Source organism: Bacillus cereus, from assembly GCF_002564555.1.
Classification (GTDB): domain Bacteria; phylum Bacillota; class Bacilli; order Bacillales; family Bacillaceae_G; genus Bacillus_A; species Bacillus_A cereus_K.
On the sequence record NZ_NUVD01000020.1, the window covers coordinates 216,170 to 243,169 of the forward strand.

Genomic DNA, 27,000 nt, shown 5'->3' on the forward strand with positions numbered 1-27,000 from the left:
GTTTAAAATATGAATTTTCAATTGCAATATAATATTTTTTTTGAATAAAGTTAGAAAATAGGTGGATTGACCCGTAAAACAAATGTTTGGTACAATGGAGCGGGTTAGAAGAGTATATACATACAAACATATAGTATGACTATTTGAATGAAGAACTGAGAAAAGCCCTTAGCAGGGGATTAGTTTATAACGAGGTGAATGGAGCATTGTTATCGGAATTATCGATTAGAAACTTTGCTATTATTGAAGCATTAAATATTTCTTTTCAAAAAGGATTAACGGTTTTAAGTGGTGAAACAGGCGCCGGAAAATCGATTATTATTGATGCGATTAGTTTGCTTGTTGGCGGCCGTGGTTCAGCGGAATTTGTTCGATATGGAACAGAAAAAGCTGAGATAGAGGGGCTATTTTATGTAGAAGATGATAAGCATCCATGTATTGAAAAGGCAGAAGAATTAGATATAGAAATAGAAGACGGCATGATTATCTTGAAGCGTGACATCGCTGCAAACGGAAAGAGTGTATGTCGTGTAAATGGGAAACTTGTTACGCTTAGCATATTAAAAGAGATTGGAAAAACGCTTGTTGATATTCATGGACAACATGAAACACAAGATTTAATGAATGAAGAACGACATCTGTTTATGCTGGATCACTTTGATGGAGAACGTATTGTTAAACAGTTAGATATATATCAAACTGTATACGCTGACTACGAGAAGTTAAAAAAACAGCTGAAATCTCTAAGTGAGAATGAACAGCAAATGGCTCATCGTTTAGATTTAATTCAATTTCAACATGAAGAAATTCGTAAGGCAGATTTAAAGATGGATGAAGAAAATGAACTAACTGAAGAGCGATTACAAATCTCGAATTTTGAAAAAATCTATAAAGCATTAGGTGACGCATATCGTTCATTAAGTGCTGACGGACAAGGGTTAGATCATATAAGAAATGCAATGGGACAAATGGAGAGTATTACGCACTTAGATGAAGCATATCAAGAAAATCATGATTCAATTGCAAATAGTTATTACTTATTAGAAGAAGTTGCATACCAGCTTAGAGAAAAGTTAGATATGATGGAATATGATCCAAACCGTCTAGATGAGATTGAAACACGTTTAAACGAAATCCGTATGCTAAAGAGAAAGTATGGAAATACTGTAGAAGAGATTTTAGCGTATGCTGATAAAATTGAACAAGAAATTTTTACGATTGAAAATAAAGATGTGCATATTGAAACGACGAAGAAGCAACTAAGGGAATTAGAAGATGTAATTTTAAAAGAAGCAACGTTGTTAAGCAATATGCGCCATGAGCTTGCAGATCGTCTTACAAGCGCGATTCATCAAGAACTAAAAGAATTATATATGGAAAAAACGAAATTTGAAGTGAGAATTAAGAAGAGGGAAGGCAGCGCAGAAGAACCTCTTGTGGAGGGAATGTCGGTGAAACTTACGGCAGATGGCTACGATCATGTGGAGTTCTATATTTCAACGAACCCAGGTGAACCGTTAAAACCACTTTCAAAGGTCGCTTCTGGCGGAGAGTTATCTCGTATTATTTTAGCTTTAAAAAGTATTTTTTCTAAGCATCAAGGTGTTGCATCTGTTATTTTTGATGAAGTGGATACGGGTGTTAGTGGTCGAGTTGCACAGGCTATTGCTGAAAAAATTTATCGTGTATCAGTAAACTCGCAAGTACTTTGTATTACGCACTTACCTCAAGTAGCTTCAATGGCGGACTCACATTTATTTATTCGAAAACAAGTGGCGAATGATCGGACGATAACATCTGTTGCTGTGCTGAGTACGGATGATAAAGTAACAGAAATTGCTCGAATGATTTCGGGTGTGGAAATTACAGATTTAACGACAGAACATGCGAAAGAGTTACTTACGCAGGCACATCATTTTAAACAGACAGCAGAGGCTATCCAGTAATGGATAGCTTTTTTTCTCAAATGATGATTTCTTAATTCTTCCGGTTATAAATAAAGCACTGCAAGGAGAGATTAAAAAGTGAAGCCAAAAGGCTGAATGTGGGGTAGGAGCGAGGAGAGTGAATCAATTGAAATTAGAAAAATTTCGAAAATTAATAGGTCTTTGTCTCCTTGTTTCTTTAGTTTTTATTGGATGTTTTAAACCGCTTCGAACGTTTATTTCATCTCCAAAGCAACTCGTTGTATTTGAAGGACAACAATCAGAAATAGCGTCATTACCAGTTTTTGAAGCTTCATCTACGAATCGTAATGTATTTACAGTAAGTTCAAATAGACAAGAACAAGGGCTGATGGTAAATTCTCACCAAAATGGTGAAGCTGATATGGTGTTCCAAATCGCTGGTTTTCCAGTGAAAAAAGTAAATGTGAAAGTATTAAAAGATTTTAAAGTAATTCCAGGTGGGCAATCGATTGGTGTAAAGTTGAACACAAAAGGAGTACTTGTTGTAGGCCATCATTTAATTCAAACTGAAAAGGGTAAAATATCTCCGGGTGAAACAGCTGGTGTGCAAATAGGGGATATGATTACTGAAATTAATGGTAAAACAATTGAAAGGATGAGCGATGTAGCACCATTTATTCATAGTAGTGGAGAAACGGGTGAACCGCTTAACCTTGTTTTATTAAGAGATGGGAAATATATTCGTACGAAGTTAACACCACAAAAAGACAGCGGGGAATCGTCTTATCGAATTGGTTTATATATTCGTGATTCGGCAGCTGGAATCGGAACAATGACATTTGTTCATCCGGATTCTATGAAATATGGGGCACTTGGCCATGTCATTTCTGATAATGATACAAAAAAGCCGATTCAAGTCGAAGATGGGCAAATTATGCGCTCGACAGTTACCTCAATTGAAAGAGGTAGTCATGGGAATCCAGGAGAGAAATTAGCAAGGTTCTCACCAGATCGTGAAGTGATTGGAAATATTACAATAAATAGCCCGTATGGTATTTTTGGGAAATTAAATACAAATATGACAAATGGTATAATGGATAAAGCGATGCCAATCGCATTATCTCATCAAGTAAAAGAAGGACCTGCAAAAATATTAACAGTTATTGATCAAGATAAAGTGGAAGCGTTTGATATTGAAGTTGTTAGTACGGTTCCACAAAAGTTTCCAGCTACAAAGGGTATGGTAATAAAAGTAACTGATAAGCGTTTATTAGCGAAAACAGGTGGTATTGTACAAGGAATGAGCGGAAGCCCAATTGTGCAAAATGGAAAAGTAATTGGTGCCGTTACACATGTATTTGTAAATGATCCAACATCAGGATATGGTGTTCATATTGAATGGATGTTACATGAGGCTGGAATTAATATTTATGATGAAGAAAGAAAAGCGAGCTAATATATATTAGCTCGCTTTTCTTTTGAAAAATTCGTTGAAATTTTGTAAAAGCTCCGCAAGAGCTGTTTTTTGTTGTAAAATATAAGAAAAGGGTTGAACGTTTCGTTGTAATTCTATGATGGAATGTGTTGCGAAAGGAAATAAATGCACGATAAACATATTTTTTTGTGATTTTATCGGAAAGTAACAAACTTTAAAAGGGAATTTTCACACAATTGTCGAACAATTCATGTAGCCTAGAAGGATACACATGTCGGAGAATCGATTCGGTAAGGGAGGAAAAGCTGTGGAGAAAATTAAAGTATGTCTTGTGGATGATAATAAAGAGTTAGTATCAATGCTAGAGAGTTATGTTGCTGCTCAAGATGATATGGAAGTAATCGGAACTGCTTATAATGGTCAAGAGTGTTTGAATTTATTACAAGATAAGCAACCGGATGTACTCGTTTTAGACATTATTATGCCACATTTAGATGGTTTAGCCGTGTTAGAGAAAATGCGACATATTGAAAGGTTAAGACAGCCTAGTGTAATTATGTTAACAGCATTTGGACAAGAAGATGTGACGACAAAGGCAGTTGACTTAGGCGCTTCATATTTCATATTAAAACCATTTGATATGGAGAATTTAACGAGCCACATTCGTCAAGTGAGTGGTAAGGCGAACGCTACTATTAAACGTCCACTGCCGTCTTTCCGATCAGCAACAACAGTGGATGGAAAACCGAAAAACTTAGATGCGAGTATTACGAGTATTATTCACGAAATTGGTGTACCTGCTCATATTAAAGGATATATGTATTTACGAGAAGCAATCTCTATGGTGTATAATGATATCGAATTGTTAGGATCTATTACGAAAGTATTGTATCCAGATATTGCAAAGAAATATAATACAACAGCGAGCCGTGTCGAGCGTGCAATCCGTCACGCAATTGAAGTAGCTTGGAGCCGTGGGAATATTGATTCTATTTCGTCCTTATTTGGTTATACAGTATCCATGTCAAAAGCAAAACCTACGAATTCCGAGTTTATCGCAATGGTTGCGGATAAGCTGAGACTGGAACATAAGGCTAGCTGAGAGTAGTTAAACTACTAATGTATTCAAAATAAATTTTTTATAAAAGATTAATGAGTTTAAAAACTCGTTGGTCTTTTATTTTGTTATTAGGATAAATATGAAGAGGAATTTCATAATAATATGACCGTAAAATATTTAAATACAATTTATTTGGAAGGTAATATATAGTGTGCATTCAAACTTGAATTGAATGCACACTAGGTATCGCAGGGCATACTGTTGGTATAGGATTATAAAAATTGCAGATGACCAGTCTAGTGGTATAAATATAAAATAATCTTTATTCAGCGAATACGGAAAGAATTGACATTGTAATATTGATACCGTATCATGGTTTAGGAAATACCAGAGAAATAGGAGATTGTGAGAATGTCTATAAAGAATATGATAGAAAGATTGTACATTATAATTGGTATGGCAGTATTTTTACCAGTGTTTTCAATGATAATAATCAAATTTTTTATTCCGAAAACAATTTGGATGGAAGGAGAGTTTCCTTATCCAACCGAGTATTATACAATGACGAAAGTATGTTTTGTTATTGTAGCAACACTTATTTTGTTCGCGGTGTTTTTCATGTATTATAAATGGGTCATTAATAAAATGAACCAATCGTATACAAATTTAATGGTTTTCTTAGGTATAATGAGTATATTAATAGTAGAAATCATTATTACTTCTATAGCAATTACTCCTATTGAAGGAGATTATGCTGTCCTTAAAGGTGGGATTGATTCCGTATTTAAAGGGGATAATAAATTTTTAGAGATGGGTCAACTTCGATATTATCCATATAATACGCACATTGTATTATTAGGGGGATATTTTGCGAAATTGTTAGGAAGTGTAGATTTATCAATGAAAGTACTACCGATTGTATTCATTACTGGTAGTATCGTCTTGAATGTATTGATCGTAAAGAAAATTACGAATTTTAAGGTTGCGCATATTTCGATTGTGTTATCTGTGTTGAACATTTTTATATATTGGCAGGCTCCAGTTTTTTATACACATACATTAGTAATATTTTTTATTTCAGCAACATTGTATACATATTTGTGTTTAAAATCAGCGGATACAAAAAGAAAAAAAATTATTATGTGGATTTTACTAGGTTTTTTTGCGGCTTGTACTTATATTGTTAGACCGACAGCGTTGGCAGTTGCGTTAGCGATCTTAATTGAAAATATCTTTAAGTACCGTAAAGGATACTCTATGAAAGTTTTAAGTAGTGTTGTTTTTTGTGCACTTCTTATTGTAAGTTTTAAAGGTATAACGACAAAACTAAATCTTAATACTGATAATGAAGTTGAAAAAATCCCTTATTCACATTGGATTAAGATGGGGATGAATAAAGAAACATATGGGGTTTGGAATCAGTCTGATGTATATTATATCGATGATTTCTCAAGTACAAAAGAAATGGATGAACATAATAAAAAAATTATAGCGCAGCGCTTAAATGAATTTGGTGTAGTAGGTTATGTGAAACATCTAAATGAAAAAATAACTAGAGAATGGGTATCGAGTCAATTTTCAATGTATCGTGTTGGGGAATGGTTCCAGCAGAAGGATGAAACGGTCACAAATTTCGTATCGAACTATAAAGAAACGAAATATAAAATCGTTAACATGTATTCGTATATTTTCAAGTTATTTGTTTATTTAGCTTTTGTAGCGGCTGTTATTCTTTATAAACAGAAAGATGAAGCGGAGTCAGAAGTTATACGAATCTCAATGGTTAGTACATTAGGAGTACTTACTTTCTTGCTACTATGGGAAACGGCACCTCATTACACTTATGAGGCATTTGCATTTATGAATATTCCAGCTTCTTTAGGATTGTATAAATTGTTTACGATTTTTAACAAAGAAAAGAAAAATGTATAATTTGAGTAGCTGAAATGAATGGTAAGAAACCCCTCTTTTATTAAAAGAGGGGTTTTAATCTATAGTTGATTATGAATGATTGAAGGAAAGACGAAGCATGTCAGTTAAAGGAGTATAGTGGGGAAGTCATCCATGATATAATGATTATAATAAAAAGCCCTGCAAAACAGGACCATATTATTCTTTATCTGTATTTTGTTTTTCTAATTCAACTAATTTTTGAATTAGAATGTGTTGTGGCATATGCATGAGCTGTTCGAGTGGAACACCTAACGCTTTTGATAGACGGACTGCAGTATCTGGAGAAATTTGTAATGGTCTCATAGAAGTACCTCCTTTTTCGTATAGTATAGCATAAGATTGGGGGAGTGAGGATGACTCTTATATTTGCACATCGTGGTGCAGCGGGAACATACCCAGAAAATACAATGATTTCATTTGAAGCGGCTGAGTCTTTTAGAGCAGATGGAATTGAACTTGATGTTCAATTAACGAAAGATGGAAAGATTGTCGTCATTCATGATGAAACGGTGAACCGGACAACAAATGGAAAAGGTGCGGTTCGAAATTATGTATATGAGGATTTATGTAAGTTAGATGCGAGTTATAAATTCGGTGACAAAGTAGGTTTTTGCAAAATACCTCTTTTAGAAGAGGTATTAGAATGGCTCGAAAAAACGCAATTGTTACTTAATATTGAACTTAAGAATAATAAAATTCCGTACAGAGGTTTAGAAGAAGAGGTTATAACACTTGTACGTAAGTTTAATTTAGAGGATAGAATTATTTTTTCTTCTTTTAATCATTATAGTATGAAGCGATGCCATATGATGGCTCCTGATATTCAAACAGCAATTTTATATCGCGAAGGGCTACATAGCCCGTGGGCATATGCGAAAAAAATGGGTGCAACAGCAGTACATCCTAATTATCGTTATCTTCAAGATTCTATTGCCGAACTAACGATGGAAAGTGGTGTAGAGGTTCGCCCCTATACAATAAATGAAGAAACACTTATGCGTAAATATTTTGATATGAATATATCGGCGATTATTACTGATTATCCTGAAACAGCAAGAACTTTATTGCCGATAAAAGAATGAGACCTAATATGATGGTCTCATTTTTTATTTATCCTGCTGTTTGCTGTGGGCTAAATGTTTGTTGGAAATGGACAAAACTCTGTGGATTAAAGTTTCACTTAGCAGTAAGGCTCCTACCTCAAAATTCGGTACATACGGGGAAGTTAGGTGGGAGATTAACTGCCAGTAAAAGCCCCATTGGTGAAGGTAAATAATCAGAGGGGATGGACACCCCCCCTCTGATTAAAGTTTCGCTTTATCTTCTAAAGCGAGCTTGTACTTTATTTCGTTTACGATCTCGGTGTAAGACGAAGCCACCAAAAATGTAAAACCCGAGCGCGAAGCAGAGAGCGCCGATGAGAAATTGTAACCATAGTATAGAGATTGGAGGAAACAGGATCCCGAATACAGTATCTCTCATTAACTTAATGCCGAGCACAGCTAATGAAATAGGGATGAGTGCTAATAGTAGAGCGAGGTAACGCTGCATACATACCGCTCCTTTTCAGATTATTTCGTATATTTTAATGATGTTATATGAAAAGGGGGTTTGTCAAGAGGTTGCTGAACGAGTAAGATAAGGGTGTGAAAAAAATTGCAGAGATACTTCGAGAGGAAGTGTACGATATGAAACAAAAGGTGTTAATTGTTGGTGCAGGTGAAGGTGGAAGTACACTGCTGAGTCTGTTACAAAGTTCGAATATATTTCAAATTATAGGGATGATTGATATTAATCCAATAGCGAAAGGGTTACAACTTGCTAAAGGGTATGGGATTCCAATTGGTGACAGTGTGACTCCGTTTCTTTCTATGCATATCGATGTAATGTTTGATATGACAGGTGACGATGATGTACATAAAGTTTTGCTGGAGAAAAAGCATAAAGATACGCTTCTAATACCAGGTGATATTGCGAAAATTGTTACGAGATTAGCACATGAGAAGGAAGGGTTAATTGGAAAGTTAGAGGAGCAAACGCAACAAGGGGAATTAATTTTAAATTCTACTCATGACGGTATGATTGTAATAGACCGAGAGGGAAAGGTGCTCCTCTTTAATAAAAGTGCAGAGCGTGTTATCGGATATAAAAAAGAAGAGGCGATAGGGAAATATATTTTAGAAGTGATTCCGACAAGTAAGTTGCTTCGCATTATACGTACGAAGCAAATAGAAGTGAATCATGAACTGACGCTAGAGAATGAAAAAAAGATTATAACAACGCGTATTCCAATATTAAAAGAGGGAGGAGAGGTACAGGGAGCGTTTGCGATTTTTAAAGATATTACAGAAGTTGTAGATCTAGCGGAAGAAGTCACTGATTTAAAAGAAATTCAAACGTTGCTTGAGGCGATTATCAATTCATCAGAAGAAGCAATTTCAGTCGTAGATGAAAAGGGAAGAGGGTTAGTCATTAACCCTGCTTATACGAAATTAACAGGGTTAACAGAAGAGGATATTATCGGTAAACCAGCTACAACGGATATTGTAGAAGGTGAAAGTATGCATATGAAAGTACTTCGAACGCGTAGAGCGGTACGTGGAATCCATATGAAGATTGGGCAAAAGAAGCGTGATGTAATTGTAAACGTAGCGCCAGTTATTGTTGATGGGATATTAAAAGGAAGCGTTGGTGTTATTCGTGACGTATCAGAAATTCAAAAGTTAACAAATGAATTGAATAGAGCGCGGCAAATTATTCGAACATTAGAAGCGAAATATTCATTTGATGATATTGTCGGAAATTCAGATGAAACAACGGCAGCTATTGAACAGGCGAAACTTGGAGCAAATACACCAGCAACAGTATTACTACGGGGGGAATCCGGGACGGGGAAAGAGTTGTTTGCACATGCGATCCATAATGGGAGTAATCGAAAATATAATAAGTTTGTCCGTGTGAACTGTGCGGCTATTTCTGAAACGTTGTTAGAAAGTGAATTATTCGGTTATGAAGAAGGTGCGTTTTCTGGAGCAAAAAGAGGCGGGAAACGAGGGTTCTTTGAGGAAGCAAATAACGGTAGTATTTTTTTAGATGAAATAGGAGAGTTATCTGCTAATACACAAGCGAAACTCCTCCGAGTGTTGCAAGAAAAAGAAATTGTAAAAGTTGGTGGGACGAAAGCGATACCTATTAATGTCCGGGTAATTGCAGCAACACATGTGAATTTAGAAAAGGCTATTTTAGAAGGAGAATTTAGAGAGGACCTTTATTATCGTTTAAATAAAATCCCGATTCAAATTCCATCTCTTCGTCAGCGAAAAGGAGATATACCGGCAATTGCAGAAAGACTGATACAAAAAATTAATCAAGATTATGGCCGGAATGTAGAGGGGCTCACTGATTCAGCTATTTCATATTTACAATCATATGAATGGCCCGGAAATGTGAGAGAACTTGAAAATATTTTAGGGCGAGCTATTATCTTTATGAATTATAACGAGATAGATATTGATGTGCATCATTTACCGCCCTTACATAAAGAAGAGCAAACAGAGTTAAAACAAAATAATCTATTACCTGAATTAGAAGAAAAGCCACTTGAACATTTAGTGACAGAGTTTGAAGGGAATATTATTCATGAATATTTAGAGAAGTTTGATGGGAATAAAACAAAAACCGCGAAAGCATTAGGAATTTCAGTTCGGAATTTATATTACAAGTTAGAAAAGTACGACTGTGCAAAAAATAGCATGCAATAAATTGCGTACCATGCAATTTATTGCATGGTATATAAAAAGTGACAAAATAAGACAGAATCTTTCGTTATTTTCTAAAACGTTGATTTCACTGCGTTTTGAATGCGTTTTCATTATTGGTAAGACCACTTTTAAAAGTTGGCACGGTATTTGCTTAATAAATAGACGAGGGACGACGGAAAGGGTTGATTACAGAATATGAAGTTAGAACACTTAATTGATCAAGCGGCAGGACAGCCAAAAAAAACTGTGGCTGTAGCAGTAGCTGAAGATCATGAAGTAATTGAAGCTGTAGCCAAAGCAATTAAGTTACAGCTAGCTCAATTTCGTCTATATGGAAATCAAGAAAAAATAATGGGGATGCTACAAGAACATGGTTTGCAATCTTCAGAACATATTGAAGTGATTGCAGCAGCATCAAGTGCTGAGGCTGCAGAACTTTCTGTTAAAGCTGTGAGAAACGGTGAGGCAGATGTGCTTATGAAGGGTAACATCCCAACAGCGAACATTTTGAAGGCTGTGCTAAATAAAGAGTGGGGACTACGTAAAGGTAGCGTACTTTCACATGTAGCAGCGTTTGAAGTTCCGAATTATAACCGTCTTATTTTCGTTACAGATGCAGCGATGAACATCGCACCTGACGTAACACAAAAAGCTGCTATTATACAAAATACTGTAGAAGTTGCCCGGGCAATAGGAATTGAGTTGCCAAAAGTGGCGCCAATCGCAGCAGTAGAAGTTGTGAATCCAGCGATGCAGGCGACAATTGATGCAGCGATGTTAACACAAATGAATCGCCGCGGACAAGTCAAAGATTGTATCGTTGATGGACCACTCGCTTTAGATAATGCAGTATCACAAATCGCAGCAGAGCATAAAGGCATAGTAAGTGATGTAGCAGGTAAGGCAGACATTTTACTCGTCCCAACGATTGAAGCTGGAAATGTGCTATATAAATCACTCGTTTACTTTGCAGATGCAAAAGTAGGAGCAATGATTGCTGGCGCAAAAGCACCGATTGTTTTAACATCTCGTGCTGATTCAGCAGAAACAAAAGTATATTCATTAGCATTGGCAGTTGCGACTGCTTCAAAATAAACCAAAAGGGTAAAACATTAGGGGGAAACGACAATGACATTAGAAATCTTCGAGTACTTAGAAAAATATGATTATGAGCAAGTAGTATTTTGTCAGGATAAAGAATCTGGTTTAAAAGCAATTATTGCAATTCATGATACAACACTTGGGCCAGCTCTTGGTGGAACAAGAATGTGGACATATGATTCTGAAGAAGCGGCGATTGAAGATGCATTGCGTCTTGCAAAAGGGATGACATACAAAAACGCAGCAGCTGGTTTAAACTTAGGTGGTGCAAAAACAGTAATTATCGGTGATCCGCGTAAAGATAAGAGCGAAGCAATGTTCCGTGCGTTAGGACGTTACATTCAAGGATTAAACGGACGTTACATTACAGCTGAAGATGTTGGTACAACTGTAGATGATATGGATATTATCCACGAAGAAACTGACTTTGTAACAGGGATTTCACCATCATTCGGTTCTTCTGGTAACCCATCTCCAGTAACTGCATACGGCGTTTACCGTGGTATGAAAGCAGCTGCAAAAGAAGCTTTCGGTACTGATAATTTAGAAGGAAAAGTAATTGCTGTTCAAGGTGTTGGTAACGTAGCATATCACCTATGCAAACATTTACACGCTGAAGGAGCAAAATTAATCGTTACAGATATTAATAAAGAAGCTGTACAACGTGCGGTAGAAGAATTTGGCGCGACAGCTGTTGAACCAAATGAAATTTACGCTGTTGAATGTGATATTTACGCACCATGTGCATTAGGCGCAACAGTTAATGATGAAACTATTCCACAACTTAAAGCAAAAGTAATCGCAGGTTCTGCAAATAACCAATTAAAAGAAGATCGTCACGGCGACATCATTCATGAAATGGGTATTGTATACGCGCCAGACTATGTTATTAATGCAGGTGGCGTAATTAACGTAGCAGACGAGTTATATGGATATAATAGAGAACGTGCATTAAAACGCGTTGAGTCAATTTATGACACAATTGCAAAAGTAATCGAAATTTCAAAACGTGATGGCATTGCAACTTATGTAGCAGCAGATCGTTTAGCTGAAGAACGTATTGCAAGCTTGAAAAACACTCGTAGCACATACTTACGCAACGGTCACGACATTATTAGCCGTCGCTAATCATTCATATATAACTTTTACAAAAGGTGTGGTTACCTCTTATGAGGTTTCCACCTCCTTTTAAATTTATTAGTGGAGGTAGCAACATTGTCTGTAAATCGAATTCTTGTTATTAATCCGGGTAGTACATCTACAAAAATTGGTGTTTTTGATAATGAAAGACCTGTTCTAGAAGAAACGATTCGTCATGACGTAGAACAGATTGGAAAATATAAGCGAATTATCGACCAATATGAATTTCGTAAAGAAACGATTTTAGAAGTTCTACATTCTCACGGTATTAACATTTCAAAATTAAATGCTGTTTGTGGACGTGGTGGATTACTTCGTCCAATCGAAGGCGGTACGTATACAGTAAACGCTGCGATGTTAGAAGATTTAAAAAATGGGTTTAGTGGTCATCACGCTTCAAACCTCGGAGGCATTTTAGCCTATGAAATTGCTTCTGGATTAAATATTCCTGCATTCATTGTGGATCCTGTCGTTGTAGATGAGATGGAGCCAATTGCTCGTATAAGTGGCATTGCTGGTATGGAACGAAAAAGTATTTTCCATGCATTAAATCAAAAAGCAGTTGCTCGTAAAGTAGCTGATCAATTAAATCATAAATACGAGGATTTAAATTTATTAGTTACACATATGGGCGGCGGTATTACAGTTGGTGCTCATAAAAAAGGAAAAGTTATTGATGTTAATAATGGCTTAAACGGAGAAGGACCATTTAGTCCAGAACGTGCTGGTACAGTACCAGTAGGACAACTAGTTGAAATGTGTTTCTCTGGTGAGTATTACCGAGACGAAATGGTTAAAAAACTTGTCGGACAAGGTGGACTTGTAAGTCTTATCGGTACAAATGATGCAATTAAAGTAGAACAAATGGTTGAAAAAGGTGATCCGGAAGCAACGCTTATTTATAAAGCAATGGCATATCAAGTTGCAAAAGAGATTGGCGGAGCTAGTGCTGTACTTCACGGGAAAATCGATGCAATCGTATTAACTGGTGGACTTGCGTACAGTAAAATTCTTGTTGATGAAATAAAAGAACGAGTGGACTGGATTGCAGATGTTATCGTACATCCAGGGGAAGATGAGTTAGAAGCGCTAGCAGAAGGAGCACTTCGTGTATTACGTGAAGAAGAAGCGGCGAAAGAGTATGTTGTAAGAGAAAAACAAACAGTAGCTAGGGGTTGAGATAATGGCAAGAGAATATGATTTAGTCATCGTTGGCGGCGGTACTGGTGGATATGTTGCTGCTATTCGAGCATCACAACTAGGTTTAAAAACTGCACTTGTTGAAAAAGAAAATCTTGGTGGTACTTGTTTACACAAAGGATGTATTCCTAGTAAAGCTCTTTTACGTAGTGCGGAAGTATACGCGACTGCTAAAAAAAGTGAAGAGTTCGGAGTTATTGCAAGTAATGTAGAACTAAACTTTGCGAAAGTACAAGAGCGTAAAGAGAAGATTGTAACGCAACTTCATAAAGGCGTTCAACATTTAATGAAACAAGGTAAAATTGATGTGTTTGAAGGTATTGGCCGTATTCTTGGCCCATCTATTTTCTCTCCGATGCCAGGGACAATTTCAGTTGAACTTGCAAGTGGAGAAGAGAATGAAATGTTAATTCCAAAAAATGTACTTGTTGCAACAGGTTCTCGTCCGAATTCATTACCAGGTTTAGAATTAGACGGAGAGTACGTAATGTCTTCAGATCATGCTCTGAAAATGGAAACGCTTCCTAGTTCGATTATCATCGTTGGTGGCGGTGTAATCGGTATTGAGTGGGCATCTATGCTTGCTGACTTCGGTGTAGAAGTTACAGTGTTAGAGTATGCGAAAACTATATTACCACTAGAAGATCAGGACGTTTCAAAAGAAATGCAACGTCTATTCAAGAAAAAAGGTATAAAAGTGGTAACTGGTGCAAAAGTATTACCAGAAACATTGGTAAAAGATAATGGAGTAACAATTCAAGCTGAACATAACGGTGAGAATAAAGAATTTAAAGCAGAAAAAATGCTTGTATCTGTAGGAAGACAAGCCAATACGCAAAATATTGGTTTAGAGAATACGGATATCGTTGTGGAAAAAGGATACATTCAAACAAATGAGTTTTATCAAACGAAAGAATCTCATATTTACGCAATTGGAGATGTAATCGGTGGCTTACAACTTGCTCACGTTGCTTCTCATGAAGGAATTGTTGCAGTAGAACATATTGCAGGGAAAGAAGTTACACCAATTGATTACTCTATGGTATCAAAATGCGTATATAGCAGTCCAGAAGTTGCTTCTGTCGGTTTAACAGAACAAGAAGCGAAAGAAAAAGGCTATAAGTTAAAAGTAGGTAAGTTCTCATTCCGTGCAATCGGAAAAGCACTTGTATACGGAGAATCTGATGGTTTTGTAAAACTTGTAGTTGATGAAGAAACAAATGACATTCTTGGTGTTCATATGATTGGACCACATGTAACAGATATGATTTCTGAAGCAGGTCTTGCGAGAGTACTTGATGCAACACCTTGGGAAGTAGCACATACAATTCATCCGCATCCATCATTATCAGAGGCGATTGGTGAAGCAGCACTAGCTGTAGATGGAAAAGCGTTACACGCATAAAAATGTGGATTTAGGAGGTTATGAAAAATGGCAGAAGTAAAAGAAAAGCGCCATGAAGAGCTTGGCTTAAGTGATGAGCAAGTATTAGAAATGTTCCGTACGATGTTACTTGCACGTAAAATTGACGAACGTATGTGGTTATTAAACCGTGCAGGTAAAATTCCATTCGTAATTTCTTGTCAAGGACAAGAGGCTGCGCAAGTTGGAGCGGCGTTCGCTCTTGATAGAGAGAAAGATTATGCATTACCATATTACCGTGATATGGGTGTTGTACTAGCGTTTGGTATGACAGCTAAAGAGCTTATGTTGTCTGCTTTCGCGAAAGCTGGAGATCCAAACTCTGGTGGTCGTCAAATGCCTGGTCACTTCGGTCAAAAGAAAAATCGTATTGTTACAGGTTCATCTCCAGTAACAACACAAGTACCACATGCAGTTGGTATTGCACTAGCTGGAAAAATGGAGAAGAAAGATTTAGTAACGTTCGTTACATTTGGAGAAGGTTCTTCAAACCAAGGTGACTTCCATGAAGGCGCAAACTTTGCTGGTGTACACAAACTACCTGTTATTTTCATGTGTGAAAATAATAAATACGCAATCTCTATTCCGGTTGAAAAACAATTAGCATGTAAAAACGTATCAGATCGTGCAATTGGTTACGGTATGCCTGGATATACAATAGACGGAAACGATCCGCTTGCAGTATATAAAGCGGTAAAAGAAGCAGCAGACCGCGGCCGTCGTGGTGAAGGCCCGACTTTAATTGAAACAGTATCATATCGTTTAACAGCACATTCTAGTGACGACGATGATCGTGTTTATCGTGATAAAGAAGAAGTAGAAGAAGCGAAGAAAAAAGATTCAATTATAACATTTGCAGCTTATTTAAAAGAAGCTGGCGTGTTAACTGAGGAATTCGAAAAACAAATGTTAGACGAAATTATGCATATCGTAAATGAAGCAACAGAATATGCAGAAAATGCTCCGTATGCAGCACCTGAAGATGCATTGAAGCACGTATACGCAGAATAGGGGGGAACGTTTCATGGCTGTAATGTCTTATATTGATGCTATTACATTAGCAATGCGCGAAGAAATGGAACGCGATGAGAAAGTATTCGTTTTAGGAGAAGATGTTGGTAAAAAAGGTGGCGTATTTAAAGCGACACACGGATTGTATGATCAATTTGGTGAAGATCGTGCGCTTGATGCACCGCTTGCAGAATCTGCAATTGCTGGGGTAGCAATTGGTGCGGCAATGTATGGTATGCGCCCAATCGCTGAAATGCAGTTTGCTGATTTCATTATGCCAGCAGTAAACCAAATTGTTTCTGAGGCAGCAAAAATTCGTTATCGTTCTAACAACGATTGGACTTGTCCAGTTACAATTCGTGCGCCATTTGGCGGGGGTGTTCACGGTGCATTGTATCATTCACAATCTGTAGAAGCGATGTTTGCAAACCAACCAGGTTTAAAAATTGTTATCCCTTCTACACCATATGATGCAAAAGGCTTATTAAAAGCAGCAATTCGTGATGAAGATCCAGTATTATTCTTCGAACATAAACGTGCATATCGCTTAATTAAAGGTGAAGTGCCAGAAGACGACTACGTATTACCAATCGGAAAAGCAGATGTAAAACGTGAAGGTGATGATATTACTGTTATCACGTACGGATTATGTGTTCACTTTGCTCTTCAAGCAGCTGAGAAGTTAGCGCAAGATGGCATCTCTGCACACATTCTTGATTTACGTACTGTATATCCATTAGATAAAGAAGCAATCATTGAAGCTGCTTCAAAAACTGGTAAAGTTCTTCTTGTAACAGAAGACAATAAAGAAGGAAGTATTATGAGTGAAGTGGCAGCTATTATCGCTGAAAATTGCCTGTTTGATTTAGATGCACCAATCGCACGTCTTGCAGGTCCAGACGTTCCAGCAATGCCATATGCACCAACAATGGAAAAATTCTTTATGGTAAATCCAGATAAAGTTGAAAAAGCAATGCGTGAACTTGCGGAATTTTAATCGGGGGGACTATACATGGCTGTAGAAAATATTACAATGCCTCAGCTCGGGGAGAGCGTTACAGAGGGAACAATTAGTAAATGGCTCGTTAATGTTGGCGATCACGTAAATAAATATGATCCGCTTGCAGAAGTAATGACTGATAAAGTAAATGCAGAAGTACCATCTTCTTTCACTGGTATTGTGAAAGAGTTAATCGCTGGTGAAGGTGATACGTTAGCTGTAGGTGAGGTTGTTTGTGTTATTCAAGTAGAAGGCGCAGATGAAGTAGCTGCAACAGCTGTAGAGGAAAAAACGAAAGAAGAACCAAAGGCAGAAGTAACTACTGCTGAGAAAGCTCCAAAAGCAAAACAACCAACTGATGGGAAACCACGTTTCTCACCAGCAGTTTTAAAACTTGCAGGCGAGCATAACGTTGATTTAGATCTAGTAGAAGGTACAGGGTCAAATGGTCGTATTACTCGTAAAGATATTTTAAAACTTGTGGAATCTGGAAATATCCCGCAAGCAGGTGCGAAAAAAGAAGCAGCGGTAGAAGCAGTAGTAGAAGCGCGTCCAGAAGCACCAAAAGCAGCACCAGTAGCACAAAAAGTAGAAGCTGCAAAACCAGTTTCTGTACCAACAATGCCTGGAGATATCGAAATTCCAGTAACAGGTGTGCGTAAAGCAATTGCAGCGAACATGCTACGTAGTAAGCACGAGGCGCCTCACGCTTGGATGATGATTGAAGTAGATGTGACAAACCTTGTGTCATACCGTAATTCAATTAAGGGTGATTTTAAAAAGCGTGAAGGCTTTAACTTAACATTCTTTGCTTTCTTCGTAAAAGCAGTAGCACAAGCGTTAAAAGAGTATCCTCAAATTAACTCAATGTGGGCTGGCGATAAAATCGTTCAGAAGAAAGATATTAATCTTTCTATCGCTGTTGCAACAGAGGATGAACTATTTGTACCAGTAATTAAGCAAGCAGACGAGAAAACGATTAAAGGTATCGCTCGTGAAATTACAGAACTTGCAGGAAAAGTACGCACGAAATCGTTAAAAGCAGACGAAATGCAAGGCGGAACATTTACAATTAATAACACAGGATCATTTGGTTCTGTTCAATCTATGGGCATTATTAATTACCCACAAGCGGCTATTTTACAAGTTGAATCAATTGTAAAACGACCAGTAATTATGGATAATGGTATGTTCGGTGCTCGTGACATGGTTAACTTATGTTTATCACTTGATCACCGTGTACTTGATGGTTTAATTTGTGGTAAGTTCTTAGGACGTGTAAAAGAAATTTTAGAAAATACGTCAGAAAATAATACATCTGTATATTAATAAAAAGCTCGCTTAGGCGAGCTTTTTATTATCTTATTTCTTCTTCTGCTCCTACTATATGTACAACACTTTTCCCAGTAATCTTACAATGGACGATTATGTATTAGGAATTTACGAAAATACATTGCTGATATATGGTATATGCATATAAAATAAAAAAAGAATAATTTTTTGGCAAATCTTACTGACGAAACTGTAGTATAATATATTGTATTGTATGAAAAAGAGAGTTATTCTATATAAGTGTTTTATAGATAATGTGTAATCAGTCGTCAAAACATGAAGAGTATTGACTCCTGGTTTTTTATTTTGCCGTAACAATGTTTCAGGAGGATGTCATGAAAAGAAGTACCGAGTTTTTAAAAAGTTTAGATGTAAAATTAATTTTAATTTTGTGTGCATTTTGTGTTATAAGTATAACTGCTATATATAGCAGTCAGCAAACCGGGCAATATGGAGAAGCGAATTTTGCTATGAAGCAAGGTTTGAACTACATAATTGGAGCTGTATTGCTATTGCTTGTTGCCAGCATCGACTTAGATCAATTACAAAAATTGTCTTGGCCACTTTATATCGTTGGATTTGGCTCACTTATTCTTTTGAAAATATTACCGGTTTCCAGTTTCACACCTGAAAAATTAGGTGCAAAAAGATGGTTCGTTTTCCCGGTATTTGGACAAATCCAGCCGTCGGAGTTTTTCAAAATTTCATTGCTGCTTGTGGTAGCAAGTATAGCAGTGAAACATAATGCACAGTATATGGCAAGGACATTCCAAACAGATTTAAAACTAGTAGGTAAAATTATGCTAGTATCCCTTCCTCCTATGGCGGTTGTATATAGCCAGCCAGATACAGGTATGGTGTTCTTATATGCTGCTGCAATTGCATGTATTTTATTTATGTCAGGTATTCAGAAGAAATTGATAGCATTATGTACAGTTATTCCGGTCACCATATTATCTGCGTTAATATTTATTTACGTAAGGTATGAGGATTTCTTCTTTAATAATTTAGTTACTTTACTAAAGCCTCACCAACAATCGCGTATATTAGGTTGGTTAGATCCGTTTGAACATACAGATCAAGGGTATCAAACACAGCAATCGATTTTAGCTGTAGGTAGTGGAGGCATGGAAGGGAAAGGGTTTGGCGAAGGAAACGTCTATATCCCAGAGAAGCATACTGACTTTATTTTCGCTACAATTGCCGAAGAAGGTGGATTTATAGTAGCAGCGTTAGTGGTGTTCTTGTTCCTATTACTACTATATCGAACAATTATTATCGGTTATTCTGCGGATAATTTATTCGGTACACTATTATGTGCCGGATCTATTGGTATATTAACGGTTCAAATATTCCAAAATATTGGTATGATTGTTGGATTAATGCCTGTAAAAGGTATTGCATTACCATTCTTATCATATGGAGGAAGTTCCTTATTCTCGAATATGATTATGATGGGGCTCATATTGTCCGTCCGGAAAACGTATAAAAAATATATGTTTTCAGTTAAGTAAAAAAGCTAGTTCGTGTAAAAACGAACTAGCTTTTTTACATATATGCTCTTAAACGTTGCAAACTAAAACATAGATGTAGTTTGAGATGGATAAGGAGTGCAAAGCGATGCATATGCATATTTTTGAGGGGGCAAGGCATCTTTCTAATGTTGAATGGATTATTCGAGCTATTATAGCTTATATATTTTTAATCCTAGTTGCGAAAGCGATGGGACAACGATCTATTGCGCAACTAAGATTTTTAGATGTTGTACTAGTATTATTATTAGGGGGGAATATCTCTAACGCATTATCTGATGAAAAAGTTGGATTACTCGGTTCGATGATTACAACGTTTATACTCGTTATACTTCACATTATAAGCTCTGTTTTAATGTTGAAATGGGATAGATGGAGACGTTTTTTAGAGCCAGCACCTATCATTCTTATACATAATGGTTCCATTGATTTTAGTAATTTAAAAAAAGCGAGAATTACGGTGGAATATTTATTTTCGGAACTTCGCATGCGAAATGTGAGCGATATTAAAACGATTAAATTAGCATTATGGGAAGCAAGTGGTGTTGTTTCTATATTTCAGTATCCAGAATATGAAGCAGTTACTCGGCTTGATCTTAAAGTGGAGGGAAAAGAATCTCCAGTTGCTTTTATTTTAGTGAAGGATGGTAGAATTCAAAAAGATGTACTTGCTTTATTAGGAAAAACTGAAGGATGGGCGAAAGAATATTTAGAGAAGGATGCAGAAATTGAGTCCATTATGTTAGCTACAATAGATGAAGCATATAAAATAAACATTTTGTTAAAAAAATGAAAAATATACGCATTTTGTCTTTTCGTACATATGATACAATAGTGTGGACAACAAAAAAAGGAGGCGATACGATGGGATATGTAGAAGAATTACGAAAAATAGTTGGTCATCGCCCTTTAATTTTAGTTGGCGCTGTTGTACTCGTTATAAATGAAAGTGGATATGTATTATTGCAGCAAAGAACAGAGCCGTACGGAAAATGGGGGCTGCCTGGCGGGCTCATGGAGCTAGGTGAATCACCGGAAGAAACAGCTTACCGCGAAGTATATGAAGAGACAGGAATAGAAGTAAAGAATCTAAGATTAATCAATGTATTTTCTGGAGCGAACTACTTTACAAAATTAGCAAATGGTGATGAATTTCAATCTGTAACGACAGCCTATTATACGGATGAATACGATGGGGATTTTGTTATGAATAAAGAAGAAGCGGTTCAGCTTAAATTCTTCCCAGTAACAGAGCTACCTGACTATATTGTAGGATCGCATAAAAAAATGATTGCTGAATATATGAAGATTATGGAAAAAAAGATATAATAATAGTGAAAGAAATACAAAAACACAGCACTGGTTGGTAGTCCAGACGCATGATTTCATGTCAGTAACCTTCCCCTCCGGGATGTCCCGTATTTCTAATTTTTTTAAGGAGGGGCTGTCAATGGAGTTGACAGTATATCACGATGGTCAATTTTTTGTAGGAATTATTACATGTAAAGAAAAAGGGAAATTGTATGGAGCGAGGTATATTTTTGGAACGGAACCGTCTGACGAAGAGGTCCTTATATTTGTGAATGGTTCACTACTAGCCTATTTTCAGGACTTTGCAAGATGCGGTGTGGAAGTTAAAGAAAAGAAGCGTCCAAAAAATATAAAGCGTATCATACGACAAGCAGCAAAAGAAATAAATGTAAAACGTTTTACAAAGGCGCAAGAGGCAATTAGTTTATCTTATGAACTGCATAAACAAGAGAAGAAAGTGCAATCTAAAGAGAAACGAGAAGCTGAAAAACAAAGAAGACGTTTAATCAAAATACAAAAAGCAAAGCAAAAGCATCGTGGTCATTAAGAAAAGGTGTTAGAGCAAGGGCTCTAACACCTTTTCTATACCCAAATACAAGTAAACTTACTTGTATTTCATAAACATTAACTGGTAAGATACAAATAGGTAGTTTTAGAGGAGGGAAAAGATTGATTAATTTTAACTTTTTTATGAATGATGTTGTCCGCCAAGCGCGTGAAGAGATTGTCTCTGCTGGATATACAGAATTGACGACGCCAGAAGCAGTAGATGAAGCGTTTAAAAGAAATGGAACAACACTTGTAATGGTAAACTCTGTATGCGGTTGTGCAGGTGGTATTGCTCGTCCTGCTGCTGCGCATTCCGTACATTATGATAAACGTCCTAACCATCTTGTAACGGTGTTTGCAGGTCAAGATAAAGAAGCAACAGAAAGAGCACGTGAATATTTTGAAGGATATCCACCTTCATCTCCATCATTTGCTTTATTGAAAGATGGAAAAATTGTAACGATGGTAGAACGTCATGAAATTGAAGGTCATGAACCAATGCAAGTCATTGCGAAACTACAATCCTATTTCGAAGATAATTGTGAAGAACTATAAATAAGTGAAAAGGCGGTACATCCACGGTTACGTGGATGTACCGCCTTTTTTTATTTAGTATTTAAAACGATGGGACATGCATATGGATACAGTTTTATGCGTTATTTTATGCATAATGAATAGGGTATTAAAGGTGATTTTATTTATTTTTATTTTATATATTGCATAAAAATTAAACTACTGATACAATACAAACATCGAATAAATATTCTATTTAACTTTTAAATATACATTATTAGGGGGAAGAAAGATGAAGAAATTATTATCACTATCATTTGCACTTATTTTAATTGTAAGCATGTTTAGTGCATGTAGTAATGGGGAAGAAAAAGCGAGTGACAAAAATAAAAAAGTACTTGTTATGGGTACTTCAGCGGACTATAAACCTTATGAATACGTGGAAGCATCAAAGAGCGATGAAATTATCGGCTTTGATATTGATATTGCAAAATATATTGGAAAAGAACTTGGCTATGAAGTGAAAGTGAAAGATATGGATTTTGGCGGTTTATTAGCATCTCTTAGTTCAGGAAAAGTTGATTTCGTTATGGCAGGTATGACGCCAACTGCAGAGCGTAAAAATAATGTTGATTTCACAGATATATATTTTGTTGCTAATAACATGATTGTTTCTAAAAAGGATTCTAACATTAAATCAATAGAAGATTTAAAAGGGAAAAAGGTAGGGGTACAAACAGGATCTATTCAAGAAGAAAAGGCAGCTGAATTTAAAAAACAAGTTGATTTCAAAGTTGAGGGACGTGACCGTATACCAGAAATCGTACAGGAAATTAAAGCAGGTCGTTTTGATGCAGCGATTTTAGAAGATACAGTAGCGAAAAATTATTTAGAGAAAATGAAAGAATTACAAGGAATTGAAATTAAAGAAGCACCAGAAGAAGTAGGAGCAGCAATTGCCCTTCCGAAAAACAGTGATAAAACAGAAGAATTTAATAAGGTAATTAAGAAAATGCAAGAAAATGGAGAAATGGATAAATTAGTGAAGAAGTGGTTTGGCAGCGAAAAATAAGCTGCCTTTCACTTTTCCGTGAGGGGAATGACAAGGATGAATCTAGATTTTTCAGCAATTACGCCTTCTATACCATATATATTAAAGGGCTTAGAGGTTACATTGAAAATTGTAGCTGCATCAGCTTTGGCAGGATTTATTTTAGGGATGTTATTAGCACTTTGTAAAATTGCTAGAATACGAGCATTAAATATAGCGGCAGATATTTATACATCAATATTTCGTGGTACACCACTTGTATTGCAATTAATGATTATTTATTTCGGTGTTCCGCAAATGATTGGGTATGAGATACCGGCCTTTTTAGCAGCTGTACTTGCATTTAGTTTAAATTCAGGTGCATATATGTCAGAAGTAATTCGTGCTGGCATTCAAGCAGTTGATAAAGGACAAACAGAAGCGGCTATGGCTTTAGGGGTTCCTTACGGAAAAATGATGCGGAATATTATTTTTCCTCAAGCTTTAAAAAATATATTACCAGCGCTTGTAAATGAGTTTGCGACACTTACGAAAGAATCGGCTGTAGTAACGGTAATAGGCGCGACTGATTTAATGCGCCGTGCTTACATTGTAGGCGGTGAAACGTTTAAATATCTTGAGCCATTACTTTTTGTTGGACTGATTTATTATATGCTAGTCATTATTCTTACATTAGTCGGGAAGGCAATTGAAGGGAGAATGAAGAAAAGTGATTAAAATTGAAAACCTTCATAAATCATTTGGAAAAAACGAAGTATTAAAAGGCATTACAACAACAATTGAAAAAGGAGAAGTCGTTGCAATTATCGGACCGTCTGGATCGGGGAAATCAACATTTTTACGCTGTATGAATGTGTTAGAAGCACCGACAAATGGTCACATTTGGATTGGAACGGAAGAAGTAACGAATCCGAAAACGAATATAATGCACGTTCGTGAAAATGTCGGAATGGTATTTCAGCATTTTCACCTATTTCCTCATATGACGGTATTAGAAAATATTACGTATGCTCCTATTCATGTAAAAGGAGTAACGAAGCAAGAAGCGGAAAAGAAAGCAGAGAAACTTTTAGAAAAAGTAGGATTATTAGAGAAAAAAGATACGTATCCGAATCGTCTTTCAGGAGGACAAAAGCAACGTGTAGCAATTGCAAGAGCGTTAGCAATGGAACCGGAAGTTATGCTGTTTGATGAACCAACATCAGCACTGGATCCAGAGATGGTGAAAGAAGTGCTAGAAGTTATGAAATCATTAGTAACGACAGGAATGACAATGGCGATCGTTACACATGAAATGGGATTTGCAAAAGAGGTAGCAGATCGTGTTCTTTTCTTAGATGGAGGAAAACTTGTAGAAGACAGTCCACCAGCAGAATTTTTTGCAGCACCAAAAAGTGAACGTGCGCAACAATTTTTACAAAAGATATTGTAATTTGAAAAGGTTATGTGAATAATAAGCGGAAAAGGATGACATTGTGTCATCCTTTTTTTATACTAACTGTAAATACATTTATACATATAGGGGCAATGATATGTTTAAAATTGGATATCGTACAGTAAAAACAGCAATAGGGACAGGCGCGGCAGTTTTTATTGCTCAGTTATTAGGCTTAGAATTTTATAGTTCAGCAGGTATTTTAGTTATATTATGTGTACAAAATACGAAGCGTAAATCGCTTCAAGTATCGTTACATCGTTTTTTAGCTTGTGTATTATCAATGGTATTCGCGTTTTGTATTTTTGAAACAATTGGTTATACACCACTTGCAATTAGTGTATTACTACTTACATTTATCCCGACTGCAGTTATGTTTAAAATTCAAGAAGGGATTGTCACGAGCTCAGTTATTGTTATGCATCTATATTCATTGCAACACATTACATGGCTTATAGTTGGAAATGAAATTGCTATATTAACGATAGGGATTAGCATGGCATTATTAATGAATATGTATATGCCAAGTAGTGAAAATAAGCTAAGGGAGTATCAGGATACAATAGAAGGTAATTTTAAAACAATTTTGTTTGAAATGGTTGTTTATTTGCGAAATAGAGAAAGTAGTTGGAGTGGAGCAGAACTAATCGAAACCGAGAGCATGCTAAATGAAGCGAGAGATTTATCGTTTAAGAAACTTGAGAATGCATTTATGCGAGAAGATGACTATTACTATCGTTATTTTAATATGCGTATGCAACAATTTGAAATTTTGGAGCGGATGATACCATTAGCTGCGTCACTATCTTGGACGTATGAACAAGCTGATATGATTGCAGACGTAATTGAAAATATAGGGAATTCTATTCGTCCTGAAAGTACAGGCGTTATTTCGTTAAGGCAACTTCAAGAAATGCGAGAAGTATTTAGAGAAATGCCGCTACCGGTCACACGTGAAGAATTTGAAATACGTGCAAAACTTGTACAACTTGTGTATGAAATGGAGCAATATTTACTCATTAAAAGCCGCTTTAAGGGAAAGGATAATATAAAAGAACTTATATAGAAGGTAGGAATTATCTATGCCGTATCTTCTCTCTTTCATATTATGTCTTTCTTTATCACCGATTTGGCCTCTTGGTGATAATCCACGTGCCGGTGATCCTTTTATAATTGTAAATAAAGCAACGAATAAATTAGCTTATATTGATGATGGTAAGATTCAAAAGATTTTTCCAGTTGCTACGGGAAAAACGAATGAATTAACACCAGAAGGAACTTTCGATATTGTAATGAAAGCAAAGGATCCCTATTATATTGCAAAGGACATTCCAGGTGGATCGCCAAAAAACCCACTGGGATCAAGGTGGATGGGATTTGATGCAAGAGGAACTGATGGAAGTAAGTATGGAATACATGGAACAAACCAACCTAGTTCAATTGGAAAGTATATTTCACAAGGGTGTATAAGAATGAAGAAAAATGATGTGGAATATTTATTTGATCGTATTCCACTTGGAACGAAAGTATCGATTGTGAAATCGAAAAAATCTTTTCAGCAATTGGCTAAAGAAAAAGGGGCCATTGCATATGAAAAAGCCAACGGAAAAGTTGGCTTTTTCTTTTGAAATAAGTTGTCTTGACATGTGTACATAAGCATGCGTTAATGAAGATATAGAGAGATAAAAAAGAAAAAAGGGGTTGCTCATATGTACTTGAATCCAAAAGTTTCGTATATGCAGTTTTTTGTTGGTTTTCTATTTGTGATTACATTCATATTGGCAACTTTTAATATATGTTCTTACGTTGTAGCAATAGTATTGATGGCATTACTCAACCTTACATTTGTTATTGGGGCATTTCAGCAGAAACAGTACACAAGTTTTGTCATAGCACTTGTAATGGCATTTTCCTTTAGTATTGTAGCAATAGTGATTTATATAAAATAAACCATCTCGATTTCGAGATGGTTTATTTTATCATATGTAAAAAGTAAAAAAAGGACGAATACATCGTCCTTTTTACCAAAACATACTTGCGCCAGCAAGTAATGTTGTTACAAGCATAGAAATTAGCATTAAGTAAACCATAATTTTTTGAGTTTTTTTATGCATCGTTAAACCTCCTTGCAAATCAGTACCATTTCATTGTAACGAGAAATGAAATTATGGACAAGGGAGAGAAAGGACAAAATTCGGGAAGTGGTTGCAAAATATAACAGGAAATTTTGGTATGCGTAGAGAATATGTTAAAAGATAGATTATTAATTTTTGTTATGCAAGCTGA

General features: G+C 36.2%; 27 protein-coding genes. 24 read left to right on the forward strand and 3 right to left on the reverse strand.

Annotated elements, in window-relative coordinates:
- Positions 1–206: 206 nt before the first annotated feature.
- The 4 genes from recN (at position 207) to COI75_RS11575 (ending at position 6,334) form a co-directional block, all read left to right on the forward strand.
- Positions 207–1,946 (forward strand): DNA repair protein RecN, encoded by a 1,740-nt coding sequence (gene recN / locus COI75_RS11555; RefSeq protein WP_000947739.1) that lies wholly within the window; start codon positions 207–209, stop codon positions 1,944–1,946.
- Between the two features lie 118 nt (positions 1,947–2,064).
- Entirely contained in the window at positions 2,065–3,363 is a 1,299-nt protein-coding gene (gene spoIVB, locus COI75_RS11560; protein ID WP_001072608.1) for a SpoIVB peptidase, read from the forward strand.
- Positions 3,364–3,649: 286 nt separating this feature from the next.
- Positions 3,650–4,444, forward strand: a complete 795-nt coding sequence (gene spo0A / locus COI75_RS11570; protein WP_033657128.1) for a sporulation transcription factor Spo0A — start codon at positions 3,650–3,652, stop codon at positions 4,442–4,444.
- Between the two features lie 369 nt (positions 4,445–4,813).
- A complete protein-coding gene (locus tag COI75_RS11575; protein WP_000023649.1) occupies positions 4,814–6,334 on the forward strand; it encodes a glycosyltransferase family 39 protein in 1,521 nt (506 codons plus the stop codon).
- A 177-nt stretch (positions 6,335–6,511) separates the two neighbouring features.
- Here the strand turns inward: COI75_RS11575 and COI75_RS11580 are convergent, their stop codons facing one another.
- Positions 6,512–6,658: a YycC family protein gene (locus COI75_RS11580; RefSeq protein WP_001247672.1), complete on the reverse strand. Its 147-nt coding sequence runs from the start codon at positions 6,656–6,658 to the stop codon at positions 6,512–6,514.
- Positions 6,659–6,708: 50 nt separating this feature from the next.
- Between COI75_RS11580 and COI75_RS11585 the strand changes: the two genes are divergently transcribed.
- The gene (locus COI75_RS11585) at positions 6,709–7,437 is read left to right on the forward strand and encodes a glycerophosphodiester phosphodiesterase (protein ID WP_000172568.1); all 729 of its coding nucleotides are present in this window, start codon (positions 6,709–6,711) and stop codon (positions 7,435–7,437) included.
- Between the two features lie 235 nt (positions 7,438–7,672).
- Here COI75_RS11585 and COI75_RS11595 read toward each other — a convergent pair whose 3' ends face one another.
- Positions 7,673–7,906, reverse strand: coding sequence for a DUF2627 domain-containing protein (locus tag COI75_RS11595; protein WP_001190190.1), 234 nt, complete (start codon positions 7,904–7,906; stop codon positions 7,673–7,675).
- 137 nt (positions 7,907–8,043) lie between these two features.
- Here COI75_RS11595 and COI75_RS11600 point away from each other — a divergent pair, with 137 nt between their 5' ends.
- From COI75_RS11600 to COI75_RS11700, 19 genes are all read left to right on the forward strand, one after another.
- The gene (locus COI75_RS11600) at positions 8,044–10,116 is read left to right on the forward strand and encodes a sigma-54 interaction domain-containing protein (protein ID WP_000811014.1); all 2,073 of its coding nucleotides are present in this window, start codon (positions 8,044–8,046) and stop codon (positions 10,114–10,116) included.
- 195 nt (positions 10,117–10,311) lie between these two features.
- Positions 10,312–11,211: a phosphate butyryltransferase gene (gene yqiS / locus COI75_RS11610; protein WP_000763060.1), complete on the forward strand. Its 900-nt coding sequence runs from the start codon at positions 10,312–10,314 to the stop codon at positions 11,209–11,211.
- Positions 11,212–11,244: 33 nt separating this feature from the next.
- Positions 11,245–12,345 (forward strand): leucine dehydrogenase, encoded by a 1,101-nt coding sequence (locus tag COI75_RS11615; protein WP_000171361.1) that lies wholly within the window; start codon positions 11,245–11,247, stop codon positions 12,343–12,345.
- An 87-nt stretch (positions 12,346–12,432) separates the two neighbouring features.
- A complete protein-coding gene (gene buk, locus COI75_RS11620; RefSeq protein WP_000115777.1) occupies positions 12,433–13,536 on the forward strand; it encodes a butyrate kinase in 1,104 nt (367 codons plus the stop codon).
- Positions 13,537–13,540: 4 nt separating this feature from the next.
- Positions 13,541–14,962 (forward strand): dihydrolipoyl dehydrogenase, encoded by a 1,422-nt coding sequence (lpdA, locus tag COI75_RS11625; RefSeq protein WP_000090438.1) that lies wholly within the window; start codon positions 13,541–13,543, stop codon positions 14,960–14,962.
- 27 nt (positions 14,963–14,989) lie between these two features.
- On the forward strand, positions 14,990–15,991 hold the full coding sequence (gene bfmBAA / locus COI75_RS11630) for a 3-methyl-2-oxobutanoate dehydrogenase subunit alpha (protein WP_000852549.1): 1,002 nt from the start codon (positions 14,990–14,992) through the stop codon (positions 15,989–15,991).
- A gap of 13 nt (positions 15,992–16,004) precedes the next feature.
- A complete protein-coding gene (bfmBAB, locus tag COI75_RS11635; RefSeq protein WP_000290071.1) occupies positions 16,005–16,988 on the forward strand; it encodes a 3-methyl-2-oxobutanoate dehydrogenase subunit beta in 984 nt (327 codons plus the stop codon).
- Positions 16,989–17,003: 15 nt separating this feature from the next.
- Complete coding sequence (locus COI75_RS11640; RefSeq protein WP_000257665.1) at positions 17,004–18,320, forward strand: dihydrolipoamide acetyltransferase family protein; 1,317 nt, start codon at positions 17,004–17,006, stop codon at positions 18,318–18,320.
- Positions 18,321–18,658: 338 nt separating this feature from the next.
- Positions 18,659–19,837, forward strand: a complete 1,179-nt coding sequence (locus COI75_RS11650) for an FtsW/RodA/SpoVE family cell cycle protein (RefSeq protein WP_000831175.1) — start codon at positions 18,659–18,661, stop codon at positions 19,835–19,837.
- Between the two features lie 106 nt (positions 19,838–19,943).
- Positions 19,944–20,648, forward strand: coding sequence for a DUF421 domain-containing protein (locus tag COI75_RS11655; protein WP_000550973.1), 705 nt, complete (start codon positions 19,944–19,946; stop codon positions 20,646–20,648).
- A gap of 71 nt (positions 20,649–20,719) precedes the next feature.
- Positions 20,720–21,184, forward strand: a complete 465-nt coding sequence (locus COI75_RS11660) for an NUDIX hydrolase (protein WP_000542557.1) — start codon at positions 20,720–20,722, stop codon at positions 21,182–21,184.
- A 121-nt stretch (positions 21,185–21,305) separates the two neighbouring features.
- A complete protein-coding gene (locus COI75_RS11665) occupies positions 21,306–21,713 on the forward strand; it encodes a YjdF family protein (protein ID WP_000424199.1) in 408 nt (135 codons plus the stop codon).
- Positions 21,714–21,856: 143 nt separating this feature from the next.
- Positions 21,857–22,270: a BrxA/BrxB family bacilliredoxin gene (locus tag COI75_RS11670; RefSeq protein WP_170958501.1), complete on the forward strand. Its 414-nt coding sequence runs from the start codon at positions 21,857–21,859 to the stop codon at positions 22,268–22,270.
- A gap of 250 nt (positions 22,271–22,520) precedes the next feature.
- Positions 22,521–23,300 (forward strand): transporter substrate-binding domain-containing protein, encoded by a 780-nt coding sequence (locus tag COI75_RS11675; protein ID WP_000735502.1) that lies wholly within the window; start codon positions 22,521–22,523, stop codon positions 23,298–23,300.
- Between the two features lie 36 nt (positions 23,301–23,336).
- Positions 23,337–23,996, forward strand: coding sequence for an amino acid ABC transporter permease (locus COI75_RS11680; protein WP_001046911.1), 660 nt, complete (start codon positions 23,337–23,339; stop codon positions 23,994–23,996).
- Positions 23,989–24,711: an amino acid ABC transporter ATP-binding protein gene (locus COI75_RS11685; RefSeq protein ID WP_000590212.1), complete on the forward strand. Its 723-nt coding sequence runs from the start codon at positions 23,989–23,991 to the stop codon at positions 24,709–24,711. The genes COI75_RS11680 and COI75_RS11685 overlap by 8 nt, the downstream gene beginning before the upstream one ends.
- A gap of 100 nt (positions 24,712–24,811) precedes the next feature.
- Positions 24,812–25,780 (forward strand): aromatic acid exporter family protein, encoded by a 969-nt coding sequence (locus tag COI75_RS11690; protein ID WP_000472681.1) that lies wholly within the window; start codon positions 24,812–24,814, stop codon positions 25,778–25,780.
- A 16-nt stretch (positions 25,781–25,796) separates the two neighbouring features.
- Positions 25,797–26,342 carry a L,D-transpeptidase gene (locus tag COI75_RS11695; protein ID WP_001146539.1) on the forward strand — a complete coding sequence of 182 codons (546 nt, stop codon included), beginning with the start codon at positions 25,797–25,799 and terminating at the stop codon, positions 26,340–26,342.
- Between the two features lie 81 nt (positions 26,343–26,423).
- Positions 26,424–26,663, forward strand: a complete 240-nt coding sequence (locus tag COI75_RS11700; RefSeq protein ID WP_000281170.1) for a DUF3894 domain-containing protein — start codon at positions 26,424–26,426, stop codon at positions 26,661–26,663.
- 72 nt (positions 26,664–26,735) lie between these two features.
- On the opposite strand, the gene prli42 is transcribed toward COI75_RS11700, so the two are convergent.
- Positions 26,736–26,828 carry a stressosome-associated protein Prli42 gene (prli42, locus tag COI75_RS26895; protein ID WP_000549143.1) on the reverse strand — a complete coding sequence of 31 codons (93 nt, stop codon included), beginning with the start codon at positions 26,826–26,828 and terminating at the stop codon, positions 26,736–26,738.
- Positions 26,829–27,000 lie beyond the last annotated feature (172 nt).